The sequence below is a fragment of the Prevotella sp. ICM33 genome, assembly GCF_000517825.1.
Taxonomy (GTDB): domain Bacteria; phylum Bacteroidota; class Bacteroidia; order Bacteroidales; family Bacteroidaceae; genus Prevotella; species Prevotella melaninogenica.
Map to the genome: position 1 here is coordinate 257749 of NZ_JACD01000007.1, position 16370 is coordinate 274118.

A 16370-nucleotide genomic window follows, 5' to 3' on the forward strand; every position below is an offset into this window, starting at 1 on the left:
CTTCTTAAAGACGCCTAATTGACTTGCAAAAGACGCCCTTTAAGACCCTTACTAACGCCCTTTTGGAGTCCAATTAAGCATCTTTACTTATGCAGTTTTATAACCAACTGATTTACTGCCTATTACAAACTCATCTTTTAAACGTGTTTTTATCATTATTTGTAGGTGTTTTTCTCGGATTTATGTAATGATTTTTCAAACCTTTATCTGTAGATTTTCGAAGTATTAAATGAAGAAGTTTTCTTTGTCAGAGGATGATAATAAATTGCTAACACCTATCAAATCTCGAAATTTAAGAGGCTAATTATTCTTTTACAACTACATCTTTTTGAAGTGTCCTACTAATTTCCTAACTTTGTCGCCATGATTATTCAAATGCATAAACCTAAGGCAAGGATGGAAGAACTGGACTTTCTCAAGTTCGTCTTCATCACGCTGATGATTGCTTTCCACCTTACTTATATTGGCGACACCTACCCTGTTGCTAAAAAGTTGGTCTATACTTTCCACATGCCAGGCTTCCTGTTAGTGTCGGGTTATCTGTTTAATGTGAATAAGTCGTGGGCTGCTTTGGGGAAAACTATGCTTTGGATTTTCATCCCTTACGCAGTGATGGAAAGCGGATACACCTTAATGGCTTCGCTACTCCCTATCCGTGAACATATTGATCATCTAACCGCAGGAGTACTGATTGACCATATCTTCCTTCATCCGATGGGTCCTTATTGGTACTTACATACCTTGATGATTTGCGGTATCTTCTATTATATCGCATTCAAAAAACCTAAAGGACGTTTTTCATCAGTATTGAAACAAGAGAAACCACTGCTGCCTATCAAAATAATAAGTTTGGAAAATCAAGTGCTGTTAGGTAGATTTACACTTCTTGCTCTGTTCCTTTGGTTAATCTCTTACGGCTGCGAATTTCTCTCAATAGCCAATGCAGCCTACTTCCTTGTAGGTGCTATCATACGTCAAGCAGTGGGCAATTTCCGTCAAGCTTTCCCTGCACGTTGGTGGACATTAGGACTTTTAGTAGTATGGTGCATCGACCCAACCCATTACGATAAGGCATCTTTTGCAGGTGCATGTTTGGTGTTTTTAGTTATCGGTTCGCTGTTGTGGATCTATCAGTTAGGGATTCCTCAACCTCTGCGCGACCTCTTTCTCTTTATCGGGCGTAACACTTTACCCCTCTTACTCTTCTCTCCTATCTTCACAATTCTTGCCAAATTCTATCAGCCGTTGCTGCTTCGTGTGGAGCCGACGGGAATGTTCTTCCTTGTGGTCAGTGTGGTATTTGCCATTGCAGGCTCGTTTGGCATAACATGGTTGATGGATGTCACGGGCATCTCAAAGCTATTCTTTGGAAAGAAAGGGCTGATATAAGGAGGGGATTAGATAGTTATTGTTTATTAAGCTAATTGGCCCTATTAGTCCAATAAGGCTAATTAGGCTAATAAGTTTTCCCTAAATTCTTTCCTGCTTTAGCGGTGTTCCGTCAAGCGTATAAGCTGTGAAGACACCATGCTCATAGGTCATGAAGGTAGCCACATTCCCACCTTTTGGGAAAGTGATAGAGCCGAGATTACAAACAAGCGTACCCTCCTGCTGGGTGAGTTCCCAAAGATGTGTATGCCCATAGACAATCGCATCGAAATGACCTTTTGGCATTGTGGATTTGTTATAGATATGTCCATGTGTTAGGAAAATCTTTCGTCCCTCATCAACCAACATCAAATAGTCGGACATCATAGGGAAATCAAGTAGCATCTGATCAACTTCTGCATCACAGTTTCCACGTACTGCCACGATGTTATTAGCACGTTTATTTAGTGCTTCCACTATCCCCTTAGCATCTATTCCCTCTGGGATAGAGTTACGTGGACCATAATTAAGTATGTCTCCAAGTATGCAAAGCATGTCACAACGCTCGCGATCATAGAATTGTAGCACCTTCTCCAGTGCTGGCAGACATCCGTGGATATCTGATACCAATAGATATTTCATATCACCTTGATTGTTTGTTTCTATGGCAAAGGTAATGTTATTTTCTCATATAACCTTTAATTTAACCCAAATCGCTCATTAGAGCCTCAACATATTTTGTTTTATTATCGAACAGATTAGCCTAAAAAAGAAAATATATTTCAATGGAAACAAACTCCTATTAACCATGTAAAAAGATGACATCCGCTCTTAATAGTTTCCTTGTAAGAATAACACTTACAAGCCTAAAAGACATCAAATGTTATTTTTCTTAATTATTTCCACGATTTTATTTGATTGTTTGAAACTTTTAGTTATATTTGCGACATAATTATCTATTACATACAACCTTACTTGAAAATAACATAAAGACCTGCCTTATGAATACGAAAAGACTCTTATTTTCTACCTTATTTATGCTGTCGGCAATCGTCAGCTTTGCCCAACAAGTATTCACTACTTCGGGTGTTGTTGTCGACGAAACAGGTGAAACGATTATCGGTGCAACGGTTCAGGTAGTCGGTGACAGCAAACTGATTACAGCAACAGACATGGACGGTAAGTTTACACTCGCCAATATCAAGCCTGGTGCTAAGTTGGAAGTATCTTATGTCGGTATGAAAACCTTCACTGGTCCTGCCAAACCGACAATGAAGATTACGATGATTAACGACAACTCAGCGTTGGACGAGGTAGTTGTAACTGCCTTCGGTGAACAAAAGCGTTCGGCTTTTACAGGCTCTGCTGCCATTGTTGACTCTAAAAAGATTGAACATAAGCAGGTCAATAACGTAATGAGTAGTTTGAAAGGTGAGGCTGCTGGTGTTCAGATTATAGACAACAGCGGAGAACCTGGTTCAACCCCTTCTATCCGTGTACGTGGCTTTAGTAGTATTAGCGCAGGACAAAGCCCTCTGATTATAGTAGATGGTGCGCCTTACGATGGCGGTTGGAACAATCTTAACCCTGCCGATGTGGCATCTGTAACCGTCTTGAAAGATGCGTCTTCTACCGCACTCTATGGAGCACGAGGAGCCAATGGTGTTATCATGGTGACAACAAAACATGCACAAGTTGGCAATGCGCATATTTCTGTTGATATGAGATGGGGTACGAATAGTCGTATTAAACGCTACTATGAGACTATCGATGATCCTGTTAAATACTATGAGGTTTACTATAATGCATTGTATAATTATCAACTGAAAGGACTCGGATTGACCCCTGCTCAAGCTACTATTGAGGCTAACAAACAACTCGTTGCACCTGGTGCAGCGGGTGGATTGGGATATCCAATATTTACTGTTCCAAACGGAGAACAGCTCATTGGGGAAGATGGTCATATGAATCCACATGCCACTTTAGGACGTGTTATTGAGCATAATGGTAAACGTTATACTATCTTACCAGACGATTGGAAGAGTCTTGCCTTTCGTAACGGATTACGCAAAGAGTATGATGTAAACCTGACTGGAGGTAGCGATAAGATGCAATACTACCTTTCTTTGGGTTACTTAAACAATGAAGGTGTGGCATATCATTCGGACTTTGAACGTATTACCGTTCGTGCCAAAGCGGACTATGAAGCACGCAAATGGTTGAAGGTGGGTACGAACATGAACTTCTCTCGGGCTAAATACCATGTGATACCATCGGATGATAATGGTCTTTTCTATCAGTTGAATAATGTCGCGCCTATCTATCCTGCCTTCATTCGTGATGAGCAAGGGAACATCATGACAGATGAGAATGGACAGATGTATGACTATGGTAATGGTGCTGTTATTGGACTAAGACGTCCTACGTTACCTAACATCAACCCATTACAAGAGAATGCGTTGAATACGAATAGTTCGAAAGTTAATATGTATTCGCTCTATGGTTATGCGAATATCATGCCTCTTGAGGGATTGAAGATTACCCTTAATGGTACGGTGACCGTTAACAACTCACGTGCAACTGAGACGAAACAGCCTTTCTATGGATACAGTCATACGACTTATCCAACGGGTGTTGTGACCAGAACAAGTGATCAGACCTTCTCTTATAACTTCCAACAACTCGTGAATTACAACCATGACTTTGGTCATCATCACATGGAATTGCTCCTTGGTCATGAGTTCTATCGCTACAACTACGAAAGCTTGTGGGGTACAAAACTTGGTATGGCATCCTACTTTACCAACCAAACGCTTGCTGGAGCAATAAAGATGGATAACACAGGAGAGTCTGGTAATAGCGAATATGAGTCTGAAGGCTTCTTCTTCCGTGGGCAATACGACTACGATCAGAAGTACTTTGGAAGTCTTTCTTTCCGTCGTGACGCTTCCAGTCGCTTTGATCCTAATCATCGTTGGGGTAACTTCTACTCCTTTGGTGGTGCTTGGACTATTACGAAAGAGCCTTTCATGAAGCCTTTCAAATGGTTGAACATGTTGAAACTAAAGGCTTCTTTCGGTCAGCAAGGTAATGATAATATTGGTGATTTCCACTATCTTGATACGTATAGTATCGTAAACACGAACAATAAGGTTGGATTAGTTCTCTCTGAAAAGGGCAACCCTAATATTACTTGGGAGACCAATAACAACTTCAATGCAGGCTTCGATTTTGAATTGTTCAATAGCCGTTTGCGCGGTAGTATTGAGTATTTCTATAAGAAAACAACTGACATGCTCTGCTTTGTCTTTGCTCCTTACTCGGCTGGTTACAAAGGAACGTACGACAATATCGGTGATATGACGAACAAGGGTGTGGAGGTTGATCTCTCTGCTACTGTCTTAAAAACTAAAAATATCTCATGGGATGTCAACGTGAATGCAACTACTTACAAGAATGAAATCATCAAACTCGCTGACGTCCTCAAAGCTGATCTCGTTGTAGATGGGCACCCTGGCTATAGTAGTGGTGATAGACTCTATGCCGAGGGACTCCCTATTTACGAGTGGTATATGCCTCGTTATGCTGGTGTTTCTAATGAAGGAAAGGCTATGTGGTACTACACTGACCCTGACGGAACCCTTAAAACGACAGATGTATATGGTAATGCGGGCTATTACTCATGCGGAAGTCCACACCCAGACCTCTATGGTGGCTTTGGAACAACGCTGAATGCGTATGGTTTCGACTTCTCAATCTCCTTCGCTTATTCGTTAGGAGGACTTTCATACGACGGTGGTTACGCAGGTTTTATGGGTCCACCAAGTGGCACCTTAGGAGGAACAACTATCCATAAAGACGTTCTCAACTCTTGGTCAGCAAGTAATCCGACCAGTAATATACCTCGTTGGCAATATGACGATCCAAGTGTCAGTGCTCAATGCGACCGTTTCCTCATCAGCGGTAGCTATCTAAGCTTACAGAATATCAACCTTGGCTACACCCTACCTAAGCTATGGGTAAGCAAGATTGGATTGGAGAATGTACGCATATATGTGGCTGCTGACAACGTATACTTTTGGAGTAAGCGTAAGGGATTCGACCCACGTGGTTCCTTCTCAGGAGGTAGTAGTACATCCATCTATAGCCCAACGAGAACCATCTCTGGTGGTATTAAACTAACATTCTAACCATCTTCTTACATTAATCGTACGTCATTATGAAACGCTTAATATCAAATCACATCATAACGTTGGCTATCGTTGCTATTACCTTTGGCTTTACTTCTTGTATCGATAGCATTGAACCGTCAGAGGTATTAACTTCTGACCAAGTAAGAAAGATGCCTTCTTCACAAGAAGGACTCATCAATGGTATCCTTTCTTATATGATAACCTTTGACTCTTGGGGCTCTGGTGACCCTCTCAACGACTGGGGTTATCCTTGTCAGATGCACTATAGGGATGTCTTAGGAAGTGATTTCCCTGTTTATAGTAGTAACTATAGCTATTGGACGACAGTGGAAAGCGGTGTCAACACCCGTTTCAAGGCTTATTACACCTATCGTTTTTACTACGATTTCATTGCTACCTGTAACAACGTAACAAGTGTAGTAGATCCTGCCACAGCCTCACCAACCTCTAAAAACTACTTAGGTATAGCTCTGGCTTATCGTGCAATGGCTTATCTTGACATAGCTCGTCAGTTCGAATTCAAGAAGACTGGCATTGCAAGTTTGGATGATAAGGCGACAAAAAATGGGATATGGGGGCTCACAGTTCCTATCGTTACCGAAAAGACAACGAAAGAAATGCAACGCCACAATCCACGTGCTCCGTTCTATAAGATGTATCGCTTCATCCTTACTGACCTCAACCATGCCGAGGAGTATCTGGCTAATTATACACGTCCCGACAAGAACTTGCCTAACCTTAGTGTAGTCTATGGACTCAAGGCACGCCTTTGGATGGATATGGCAAGTCGTTTTGATCAGAGCAGTGCAGACCTTAATGCAGCCATAGCAGCAGAAGACTCTGCAAGCATTGAGTATGATAAGTTAGGTATAACCACAGCTCGTGAGTGCTATGAGAAGGCACGTACCTATGCTCGTAAGGCTGCCAGTGGTTACAGTCCTGTTACCGAAGCACAGTGGCATAGCACACAAGACGGCTTTAACAAGGAAAACCAAGCATGGATGTGGAAGTTAGGCTATACCACACGTGAGCAAATTAGCTATATCTACTATACCTTCACCAGCACCATGTCATCAGAAACTACTTGGGGACTTGCTGGCGCATACGGTGCTACTCGTATGATTGGTAGTGCGCTCTATGACAAGATGCCAGAAGGTGACTGGCGCCATTATTCATGGATTGATCCGACCGCTGCAGGTACACATGAGGGTTACGAGAAATATGACTCTATCACCATTGGCACTAAGAAGGAGAGACTTTCCCTCTTAGATGAGGAAGCCTGGAAACAGTTGCCAGCCTATGCTAACATCAAGTTCCGTCCTGCAAAGGGTAATATCACTGATACTCAAGAGGGACAATTCATCAGTCTTCCTTTGATGCGCATGGAAGAAATGGTATTTATCGACATTGAAGCTACAGCCCACCTTGATGGTGTTGCAGCAGGTGTCACGGCTCTGAAAAACTTTATGAACACTTATCGTTACACCGATAACTCTTATCAGGCAAATAATGTCACCACTATGGAGGACTTCATAAAAGAACTGATGGTACAGAAACGCATAGAGTTCTGGGGCGAGGGAATCACGTACTTCGACTATAAACGACTTGCGCTTCAGATTCGCAGAAAGGACAATACCAATTATGAACCATCTGCACAAATCAATTCTAAGGAAGGTTATGTATGCCCATGGATGAACTTCTTCATCCTTGAATACGAGACACATAACAATGTGGCTTGTAAACCAAACCCTGATACATCTGGAAGTTTGACGGTCACAAATCAGTAATAACTGAGGTTGAAAAGGAAAATTATTAAATAAAAAGCAGACGCTAAAAGACGAACCTGTTGTTTCGGCTTTGGCGTCTGCTTTCTTTAATTTTGGAAAGATGGAGATAAGAGACATCTTTATGCTGCGCAAGCAGGGACGTACGGAGGAGGCATACGCTGCCATTCTACCGATGTATGCTGTACACAAGGGACACTACACGACCATAGCTATGTTCTGGGTAGGTGTAGACATGATGAAACTTCGCTATCAACAACGCCAGTTAGAAGAGGCATATAAGATATTCAAGAGTTTGCTAAGACTCTATCCGACGATGGACGACAAGGACCTTAAGGGACAGAGTGCCTTAATGCGTGCCTCATTATTGGTCTTCGATCATCATCCAGGATTCTCTATGCTCGACTTCATCTCACAATGGGATATCACCCGTCTGACAGATGAAGACTGGACAATGGAGCAAGGCAACGGTCATCCTATTCCCTCAATAGGAATGCGTATCGTAGGAAAAGTATTTAAGGAAGTGGAAAGTAAGCCTACTGTTGACATGGCTTTAAAGGCTGCACCAATATTGGCAGAAGCGCTGAAGCATAGTCCTTACAATATGCATAACCAACGTTACAAAGCGATGGTCTATCGGATTATGGGCAAAAAAGATAAGGCAATCAATATTTATACCCATCTTATCAAGAGCCACCGACAGTCCTATCTATATCACGAACTATCAGAACTCCTTGATGACGAACGCTACAAGATTGCACTTCTCTGTAAAGCTATATCCGCACAACGAGAGGAAAAGTTCCGACAACGTATGCGCTTCACCCTTGCTGGTTTACTCTTTAGAAAAGACAAAGCCCGCGCTCGTTACGAATTAGATAAATGTATTGCCATGCGAAAGCAGTTAGGCTATTCCATTACATGGGAGATGCAGAACCTTGCAGCAAGTTTAGAGGAGATTAACCCTGTATCAGAAGCCGACGAAAAAAGCTTTTATAGAGAACAAGAAGTGGTATTAAAAGAACTTGTTAGGTAGGTTTTCTGCATAATCTTATGATTTATCCTTATCTTTGTAGCACATTTTATTGAATGATTAAATCTACCTTATGAAACATTTTTTTCTATCAGCCTTAATACTCTTGGGACTCTCATCATGCCAGATTTCAGGCTTAACTTCTGGCTATTCTCATCTATCGGATGCACAAAAGAAGAGAGTTATAACACTTGAAGAAAACATTGACGATATTCATGACTTCTCAAAAGTATACAAAGTCAGCCTTAATCAGGTAAAACAATATATCGAAACACACGATAAAGTATTGCTATATAATTATACTCCTTTCTGTCATTCTACCTATTGTGTGTCGCCTGCAGCCTTAGTATCTCAATGCAAAGACAAGGGAATTAACATCCTTGTCATATCGAATATATATGATGACATATTCAAACAAAAGCATACTACGTTCCCTATGCTGATGATTGATACAAAGCAGTTCCCGACTAAATGGAGGGCAAAATACCTTGATCTTTTCTATTCACCTTTGACTGGACATACAGATAAGGAACTGAACTACGCAATTTTCCATTACTTTGAGAAAGGGAAGTATGTCAAGAGTTACAAGAACTCAAATGATATTTGATATTCCTATCATGGTAGAATAAAACCTCCGTAATCTCTGACTCCGTCTGAAACTTACACAAAAAAGGAAAGAAATATATTGACAAAATATTCTAAGAAGAGGTAGAAAAATGGCTTAAAAACGGCTTGTTTTAACACCTTCGTAAGTTACTTGTTATCAAATAGTTGCAAAGGTGGATTTTAAAAGGTGCCTAATAAGGCTTCAAAAGGGCGTTAGTTAGACCTCAAAAGGGCATCTTTAGCAAGCCAAAAGGACGTTAATTGCAAGCCATTTGGTGGTCTTTTAAAATTCGATATGTGAAAAATTCGGACAAACACAACATGATTAAGCTCCACAATGAAGGCTCATAAAAAATAGGATTCTCCACGTCTACTTCTTTTTTCAGTATGAAAGAATTGACAAAACATATCTATTAAAGGAAAAGGGAGAATAGAACGCAGTAGTTTTAGACTGTAGAGAACATCTTGTCAGTGGGATATTAGACAACTTCTACAGCCACCATAAAAAGAAAGATGCCATATCCAACGTGTGGATACAGCATCTTCATTATAGTTAGTATGCGAAAAGCAGCTTTTTACTGCTTATCAACACGAACATAAAAAGCTTTTTTACTTTATTCTTGCCTCTGGTGCAAGCATATGCTCTGGTGACAAGATAGCATCAAGTTTCTCCTTAGAGAGCAACTTATGTTCAAGTACAAGGTCATAAACAGAGCCACCTGTTGCAAGAGCTTCCTTAGCAATCTTCGTGCTATTCTTATATCCGATGTATGGGTTGAGTGCTGTAACAATACCGATAGAGTGTTTCACCATTTCAAGACAGCGGTCCTTATTCACCGTAATACCGTCAATACACTTCTCACGCAGCGTATCCATAGCATTTGGTAACCAAGTAAGGTCCTCAATAAGACATTCTGTAATGATTGGCTCCATTACATTCAGCTGCAACTGTCCAGCCTCAGCAGCAATCATAACAGTTGTATCATTACCGATAACCTTGAAACAAGTCTGGTTTGTTACCTCTGGAATAACAGGGTTCACCTTACCAGGCATGATACTTGAACCCGGTGCCATCGGTGGAAGATTAATTTCATTCAAACCGCAACGAGGACCAGAAGCCAACAGACGAAGGTCGTTACAAATCTTAGAAAGTTTAACAGCTAAGCGCTTCAAAGCACTTGAATAGCTTACATAAGCACCTGTATCAGGTGTAGCCTCAACAAGGTCGGCACCTGCAATAAAGTCCATACCAGTCAATTCGCTTAGCTTTTCAGCACAAATCTTTGGGAAGCCAGGAGCAGCGTTCAGACCCGTTCCGATAGCAGTACCACCCATATTGATTTCATGCAAGAGAGCAGCATTACGATTAAGGTTGGCAATCTCTTCTTCCAACGTATTGGCAAAGGCATTAAACTCCTGTCCACTTGTCATAGGGACAGCATCTTGAAGCTGTGTACGACCCATCTTAATAACGTGCTTAAACTCCTCACCCTTTCTACGGAAAGCAGCAATGAGTTCGCTCAAAGAAGCCACAAGTTTCTTATTCAGTAGGATAAGTGTCAGACGAATGGTAGTTGGATAAACATCATTCGTTGACTGACCGCAGTTAGCATGATCGTTAGGAGAGCAGTACTGGAACTCACCTTTCTTGTGACCCATAATCTCACAAGCACGATTGGCAATCACCTCATTGGCATTCATGTTGACAGATGTGCCCGCACCTCCTTGTACCATATCGGTCACAAAGTTCTCGTGCATCTTACCATCAATAAGCTCACGGCATGCTTGTGCCATCGCATCAGCCACTTCATCACTGATTTCACCGAGCTGACGGTTGGTTTCTACAGCAGCCAATTTGACGTAAGCAATCGCAACAACATAGTCTGGATAATCACACATACGTTTGCGTGAAATGTGATAGTTGTTGATGGCACGCTGTGTCTGCACACCATAATAAGCCTCTTCTGGAACTTGAAGCTCACCTAAGAGGTCGCTTTCTACACGAAATTTCTTTTCTTCCATGATTCTATTTTGATAAAGTTAGCGTTGATCTCTTTCACTAACGAGAAGAGAATGATTTATTTTCTTTATTTATTAGGATGTTTCAAAACACTGATTCATGAAGTTTCTACGACAATTATCTGACTTTTCTATCCGACTTATAGTGCGTATACTTACTTCTTTTCGTGAAGAGTTCCAACCCTTCCTACGCCTCTCAGTATCTTTCCTATCCTTTTCTTTTCCTACTTTTAATAAGCTTTGATTCTGTACTTAAAGCCCAACTCGATGCGATTGGTATTATACTTATCCAAGCCAACACCCTCTTTATAAGTAACTTTCCTACCTACATAGGCTAAGAAGATACGCAGGTCCTGCCCCTTAATAGGATAATACTCCACACTACCTACATAGCCATAGCTTTTACGGAAGTCCTTAAAACGGTCAATCTTTGTGACACTTGCCGTCTCATACATACCCTTCAACATCAGATTCCAACGTGGAACAAACTGCCAATTGAGCTTTGTTATAAATGAATTATAATGTATATCACTCATCCACACATTACCAGTATATCCAGAGAATGAACTCCCCAATTCGTTTGTCGCTATGCCCAAACGGTCGATTCCATCGTTTTGAGCCATGTAATCAAAGTAACATTGCAGTCTGTCTAACTGTAGTTTCTGTCCCAAGATGAGAATACGACTATACTTATGTTTCGCCTCTCCTTGTATTCCCCATGACCAACGCGTATGCAATCTATCGTTCAGAAAACTTCCATTCCAGTTCAAACAGTAGGCAAGTGGGTTACGTGGCTTCTCCAACAGTCTACTATATGTACCGTCACCCTCGATGGATACGGCATTATTACCATATACCTCACTGAACTTTTCGTTGTGAGAATTGGTAATACCAAGTACAAACTCTTGTGACGGAACAGGCTTATATACGGCTGTAACACCTGCCATATAACAATCCATAGAGCCCGTCATATCAGAGAACTGATAGATATAGACAGGGTTCTCATCCACTTCAAAACCGCCAAGACTCTGACATACCTTTCCAGCTTCAAGGCGAAACTTATCAGAGAACTTATAACCAATCATCATAATATCGGTTGCCTTAGCAAGATTATCCTCACTTCTCGCCTCTGTTGTATTGTTCAGACGATGACACAAACGATAGTAGAGCTTATCGGTTAGATTACCTTTGATTTCTAAACGGAGGTGCTTATTCGTGAAACCTGTACTCCACTGGTGATCTGCATCCGATACTACCTGCGCATTAGCAGCATAGTTGATGTAGACATTAAACATATCGTTGCTTTTCTTTAAGTGTGCCACCTCTTCTGCAAGTGACTTAAACTGACTGTCGTCTACCCCATATCCATGGTTATCTTGCGCCTGTACACCCAAAGAAAGTGCAAGTAGGCAGCTAAATAGTAGTGTCTTCTTCATCATGATATATGTTTTATTTCGTTCTTTTTTAAGGATAAACTCTGACGATAAAATAAACTGACACAGAATGTAGTCACACTCCTGAAACTTCACGTTACAGGTTAAACCGAAGTAAACCAGCTATAACGGGCGTAATAAACCGCTTCCGTAAGTGTTGTGTTCTGCGCTATGGTTTGCTTCACAAAAGTAGAAAAAATATTGATAGCTTTTACAAATACCCTACATAAATATAAGGCGTTTAACTTTCTTTAGCGTCATAAAGCAAGCTAAAGAAAGGAGTATATGAAATCAAGATGATATAAAGCTGACATTTTGATATGTAAAAGCATAGGATAAGTCCTATAAATACGACAAAAAGTATAGTTTTCTATCCTATCTCATAACCCAAAGATAGTCATGGAGTAGTTGCCTTTATCGGGACTAAAATCAATATATAAAGACAATTAATGAGGGTAAATGACAAATTATTATTAAATTCCTAACACACTTCAGAAATAATCGCTACTTTTGCAGAAAATAAACTGTACCCAACGAGAAGTTGTATTATGAATCAGTTATGAGTAAACGATTGCTTTTCACACTTGGAACGCTACTATTGCTTTCTACAGCTGCAACAGCGCAAGACCATATCAACCCCGAGGATCGTGTGGTAGATATGGACTCTCCGACGTTTGTGCCTATGGTTCACATCGGTAAGGCAAAGGTAGGCGCTGACAGCATTCAATATGTCAGAACGAGCAAGGTTTACGTCTTTCCACCGCTTGAATTCAAGAATAAATCGCAGGAAACAGCCTACTATCGATTGGTTTATAACATCAAAAAGGTACTTCCAATCGCCAAGGAGTGTAACCAGATTATTCTGGAAACGGGTGCTTATCTTGAGACTATTCCTACTAAGAAAGAGCGTGACGAACACATGAAGAAGGTGGAGAAAGAGATTTGGAACACCTATAAGCCACGTATGAAGAAGCTAACATTCACCCAAGGTAAGTTGCTTATCAAGCTTATCGACCGAGAGTGTAATTCGACTTCCTACGAACTGGTACAGGCTTTCCTCGGTCCTGTGCGAGCAGGTTTCTATCAAGCCTTTGCTTGGGCTTTCGGTAGTAGTTTGAAGAAACGCTACGAGCCAAATGGAGCTGACAGACTTGTAGAGCGCATTGTCTTGCAGGTTGAGGCTGGACAGTTATAATCCAAGCTCCCCTCTATTTTGTTTTAAGAAGGTACAAAATAAAACACTGAAAAGGCTAAAAACAAAAGGCGTAGAGCTGTTCTAAGACAACAACTCTACGCCTTTATCGAATTATCTTCATGAAAATAAATATTTTTCTTCATGAAAATAAATATTTCTTTGCACGTAAATAATTTCTTTTTTTCATGGAAATAATTCGCAAAACATACCTTTTAAAGAATTGAGAAGAGAGATAAAAGGCGATTATTACAGCCTAAGAAACACTGCATTTACGATCTCTTATAAGTATAACACACTCTCATTACCCTCGTTGAAAAGCAAATCAAGAATACTAAGGTTAGGCAGGAAGCCAAACTTCTGTTGATAAACTTGATAGTAACGACGAGAAATGAAGTCGCTGTCAACACCCGGATGCTTCGGACGGATTATCTCTCTGAAATCAACGATTCCATCGGGAATATCCATCAGATAGGCATCTGTGCGACGCATACAAGGCATAATGTCGATGAGTTCGCACATTTTCAGCGTTATCTCCCAGTTGAAATCATAGAGATACGTCCATTTTCGCTCGAAGAATGGACGTATATCGTCTTCATAATATTCAAAGAACGGACTCTCACCATAAGACGACAGCAATGCGTTCCAGTGCTGGTGACGCCAGTTATCGTGGTCGCTGATACGCACATCCTTCATCGGACACTTCAGACTCTCAAACTTCTCGACAGGAATAGAGAGGGTTTGTGGACCATTTGCAGAAGCGATTACACAACGATTACGATAGGTCTGCTTAACAAAGTTATCGTGTTGCTCTATCAGACAGCTGTCATAGCGATTCAGTTTCTGATACCATTGAATAGGCGCAAAGTAAGCAGAGGAGAGCAAGACCTCCCCAAGCCCCTCCGAAGGAGGGGATGTCAAGTTACTGATGTTGCTATTATTAGAACTGAATATGTTGTTATTATCAGAATATGCCATAACAGTTTTACGTATAAGATGATTGAACGATGACAAAAAAGGAGGGGATGTGTAACGTTTACCAAACACAGGTAACATGCACATCCCCTCCTTTGGAGGGGCTTGGGGAGGTCCTTTGAGAGACCTACTTTATATTATCAACCCAGTTAAACAGTCTGTGCCAACGGATTCCTCCAAAGCCCTTGCGGTCTGGATCACTTGACCACCAGATGAAGATTGGCTTACCAACGACATGATCCTCTGGCACAAAGCCCCAAAAACGGCTGTCGGCAGAGTTATGACGGTTATCACCCATCATCCAGTAATAGTCCATCTTAAAGGTGTAGCTATTAGATAGTTTACCGTTGATATATATCTTTCCGTTCTTAACCTGCAAGTCGTTGCCCTCATATACCTTGATACAACGCTCATAAACAGGAAGGTTCTCTAATGTCAACTTAATCGACTTGCCCTTTGCTGGAATCCAAATAGGACCATAGTTATCGCGTGTCCAGCCAGTAAAACCATTGAGTGGATAATACGGACCAGAGTAGAGATCCTTATCTGTTACAGGACGGATAGACTGAACAAGACCCTGACGCTTCAGCTCAGCAACGGCTCGTTTTGTCAATGGCATATAACCATCATAAGACAGAATATCCTTATTAAGCACTTTACCTTGGCTCAAGTCATATCCTTTCAGAAGACTGAGCGTCTGTACATCCTCATCACTGATTTCTAAATCCTTACGAAGTTCGTCGTAACGTTCTCCTATGAAATCAGAAACAGTGATGTTTTTAAACTTAATAAAATAGGTATATTCAACTTTCTCTGGCTCTTTATTTGCCTTTCCGTCAATATAAACAATCTTGTTCTTAATCTGCAAGGTCTGTCCAGGAAGACCTACACAACGCTTCACATAGTTCTCACGACGGTCAGTAGGACGCCAATCCAATGCTCCATAGGTACCTACATTTCTCACAATATAAGCTCTACCCGTAGCATATGCCTTATCAAAGAAAGCACGCTGTTGGAGTGTGTTCATCGCCGACAGATTGATATTAGGATTCTGTTGTGCGAGGAAGTTTGTGCCCAATGTATAGACATCATGGTAGTAATCATTGCCCTGATAAGCAGGCTCACTCATGATAGTATCACCTGCAGGGAAGTTGAACACAACGATATCATTGAGCTGTACCTTACCCAAACCCTTCACACGACGATAGTCCCAATGTGGCCAAGAGATATAGCTCTTAGTATTGATAATTGGTAAAGTGTGCTGTGTCAGCGGCATTGTCAATGGTGTCTCAGGAATACGAGGACCATAACTTACCTTCGAAACAAAGAGGTAATCGCCCGTAAGGAGCGACTTCTCAAGGGAAGAAGAAGGAATAACGTAGTTCTGGAAGAAGAACAGATTGATGAAATAGACTGCTACCAATGCAAATACCAGTGCGTCTACCCATCCCATAATGAAGCGGATAGGACCCTCAGAATCCTCCCACCACTTCCAACGAATCTTCTTTGTGATATATACGTCATAGATAAATGGAACGACTAATAATCCCCACCAACTCTTTACCCAGAACAGGAAAAGGAGGTAGAGAACAAGAACACAAATAAACTTTGCCCATTGCTTCTTAGGATTCAGGGCTGCTTTCTCTTTGTCTATCATATTATATATTGAGGTGATAAATGTTGAATAATGAGTTATGTCGGTATGTTTGTTATTAAATATCAGTTGGTAGAAGGGTGTTCGGAAGTATAGTCTCCTCTATTGTGCGTTAC

11 protein-coding genes are annotated in these 16370 nt (G+C 41.1%); 6 read left to right on the forward strand and 5 right to left on the reverse strand.

Translation table 11 applies throughout. The features are described from left to right. Positions 1-396: 396 nt before the first annotated feature. Positions 397-1389 (forward strand): acyltransferase family protein, encoded by a 993-nt coding sequence (locus tag HMPREF1505_RS02290; protein ID WP_231480322.1) that lies wholly within the window; start codon positions 397-399, stop codon positions 1387-1389. Between the two features lie 81 nt (positions 1390-1470). Here the strand turns inward: HMPREF1505_RS02290 and yfcE are convergent, their stop codons facing one another. After that, a complete protein-coding gene (gene yfcE / locus HMPREF1505_RS02295) occupies positions 1471-2010 on the reverse strand; it encodes a phosphodiesterase (RefSeq protein ID WP_036921861.1) in 540 nt (179 codons plus the stop codon). A gap of 359 nt (positions 2011-2369) precedes the next feature. On the opposite strand from yfcE, the gene HMPREF1505_RS02300 reads away from it, so the two are divergent. The 4 genes from HMPREF1505_RS02300 (at position 2370) to HMPREF1505_RS02315 (ending at position 8982) form a co-directional block, all read left to right on the forward strand. Then, entirely contained in the window at positions 2370-5558 is a 3189-nt protein-coding gene (locus HMPREF1505_RS02300) for a TonB-dependent receptor (protein WP_036921864.1), read from the forward strand. A 29-nt stretch (positions 5559-5587) separates the two neighbouring features. Further along, positions 5588-7348, forward strand: coding sequence for a RagB/SusD family nutrient uptake outer membrane protein (locus tag HMPREF1505_RS02305; RefSeq protein ID WP_036921867.1), 1761 nt, complete (start codon positions 5588-5590; stop codon positions 7346-7348). Between the two features lie 100 nt (positions 7349-7448). Continuing rightward, positions 7449-8378: a hypothetical protein gene (locus HMPREF1505_RS02310; RefSeq protein ID WP_036921996.1), complete on the forward strand. Its 930-nt coding sequence runs from the start codon at positions 7449-7451 to the stop codon at positions 8376-8378. Between the two features lie 70 nt (positions 8379-8448). Beyond that, positions 8449-8982: a hypothetical protein gene (locus tag HMPREF1505_RS02315; protein ID WP_036921871.1), complete on the forward strand. Its 534-nt coding sequence runs from the start codon at positions 8449-8451 to the stop codon at positions 8980-8982. A gap of 608 nt (positions 8983-9590) precedes the next feature. Here the strand turns inward: HMPREF1505_RS02315 and aspA are convergent. Further along, positions 9591-11003, reverse strand: a complete 1413-nt coding sequence (aspA, locus tag HMPREF1505_RS02320) for an aspartate ammonia-lyase (protein WP_013264234.1) — start codon at positions 11001-11003, stop codon at positions 9591-9593. Between the two features lie 227 nt (positions 11004-11230). Continuing rightward, a complete protein-coding gene (locus HMPREF1505_RS02325) occupies positions 11231-12436 on the reverse strand; it encodes a porin (protein WP_036922000.1) in 1206 nt (401 codons plus the stop codon). A 556-nt stretch (positions 12437-12992) separates the two neighbouring features. Between HMPREF1505_RS02325 and HMPREF1505_RS02330 the strand changes: the two genes are divergently transcribed. Beyond that, positions 12993-13628 (forward strand): DUF4294 domain-containing protein, encoded by a 636-nt coding sequence (locus tag HMPREF1505_RS02330; RefSeq protein ID WP_013264107.1) that lies wholly within the window; start codon positions 12993-12995, stop codon positions 13626-13628. Between the two features lie 279 nt (positions 13629-13907). Here HMPREF1505_RS02330 and HMPREF1505_RS02335 read toward each other — a convergent pair whose 3' ends face one another. Further along, positions 13908-14603, reverse strand: a complete 696-nt coding sequence (locus tag HMPREF1505_RS02335; protein ID WP_081722911.1) for a WbqC family protein — start codon at positions 14601-14603, stop codon at positions 13908-13910. 124 nt (positions 14604-14727) lie between these two features. Further along, a complete protein-coding gene (locus tag HMPREF1505_RS02340; RefSeq protein WP_036921874.1) occupies positions 14728-16257 on the reverse strand; it encodes a S26 family signal peptidase in 1530 nt (509 codons plus the stop codon). Positions 16258-16370: the final 113 nt, after the last annotated feature.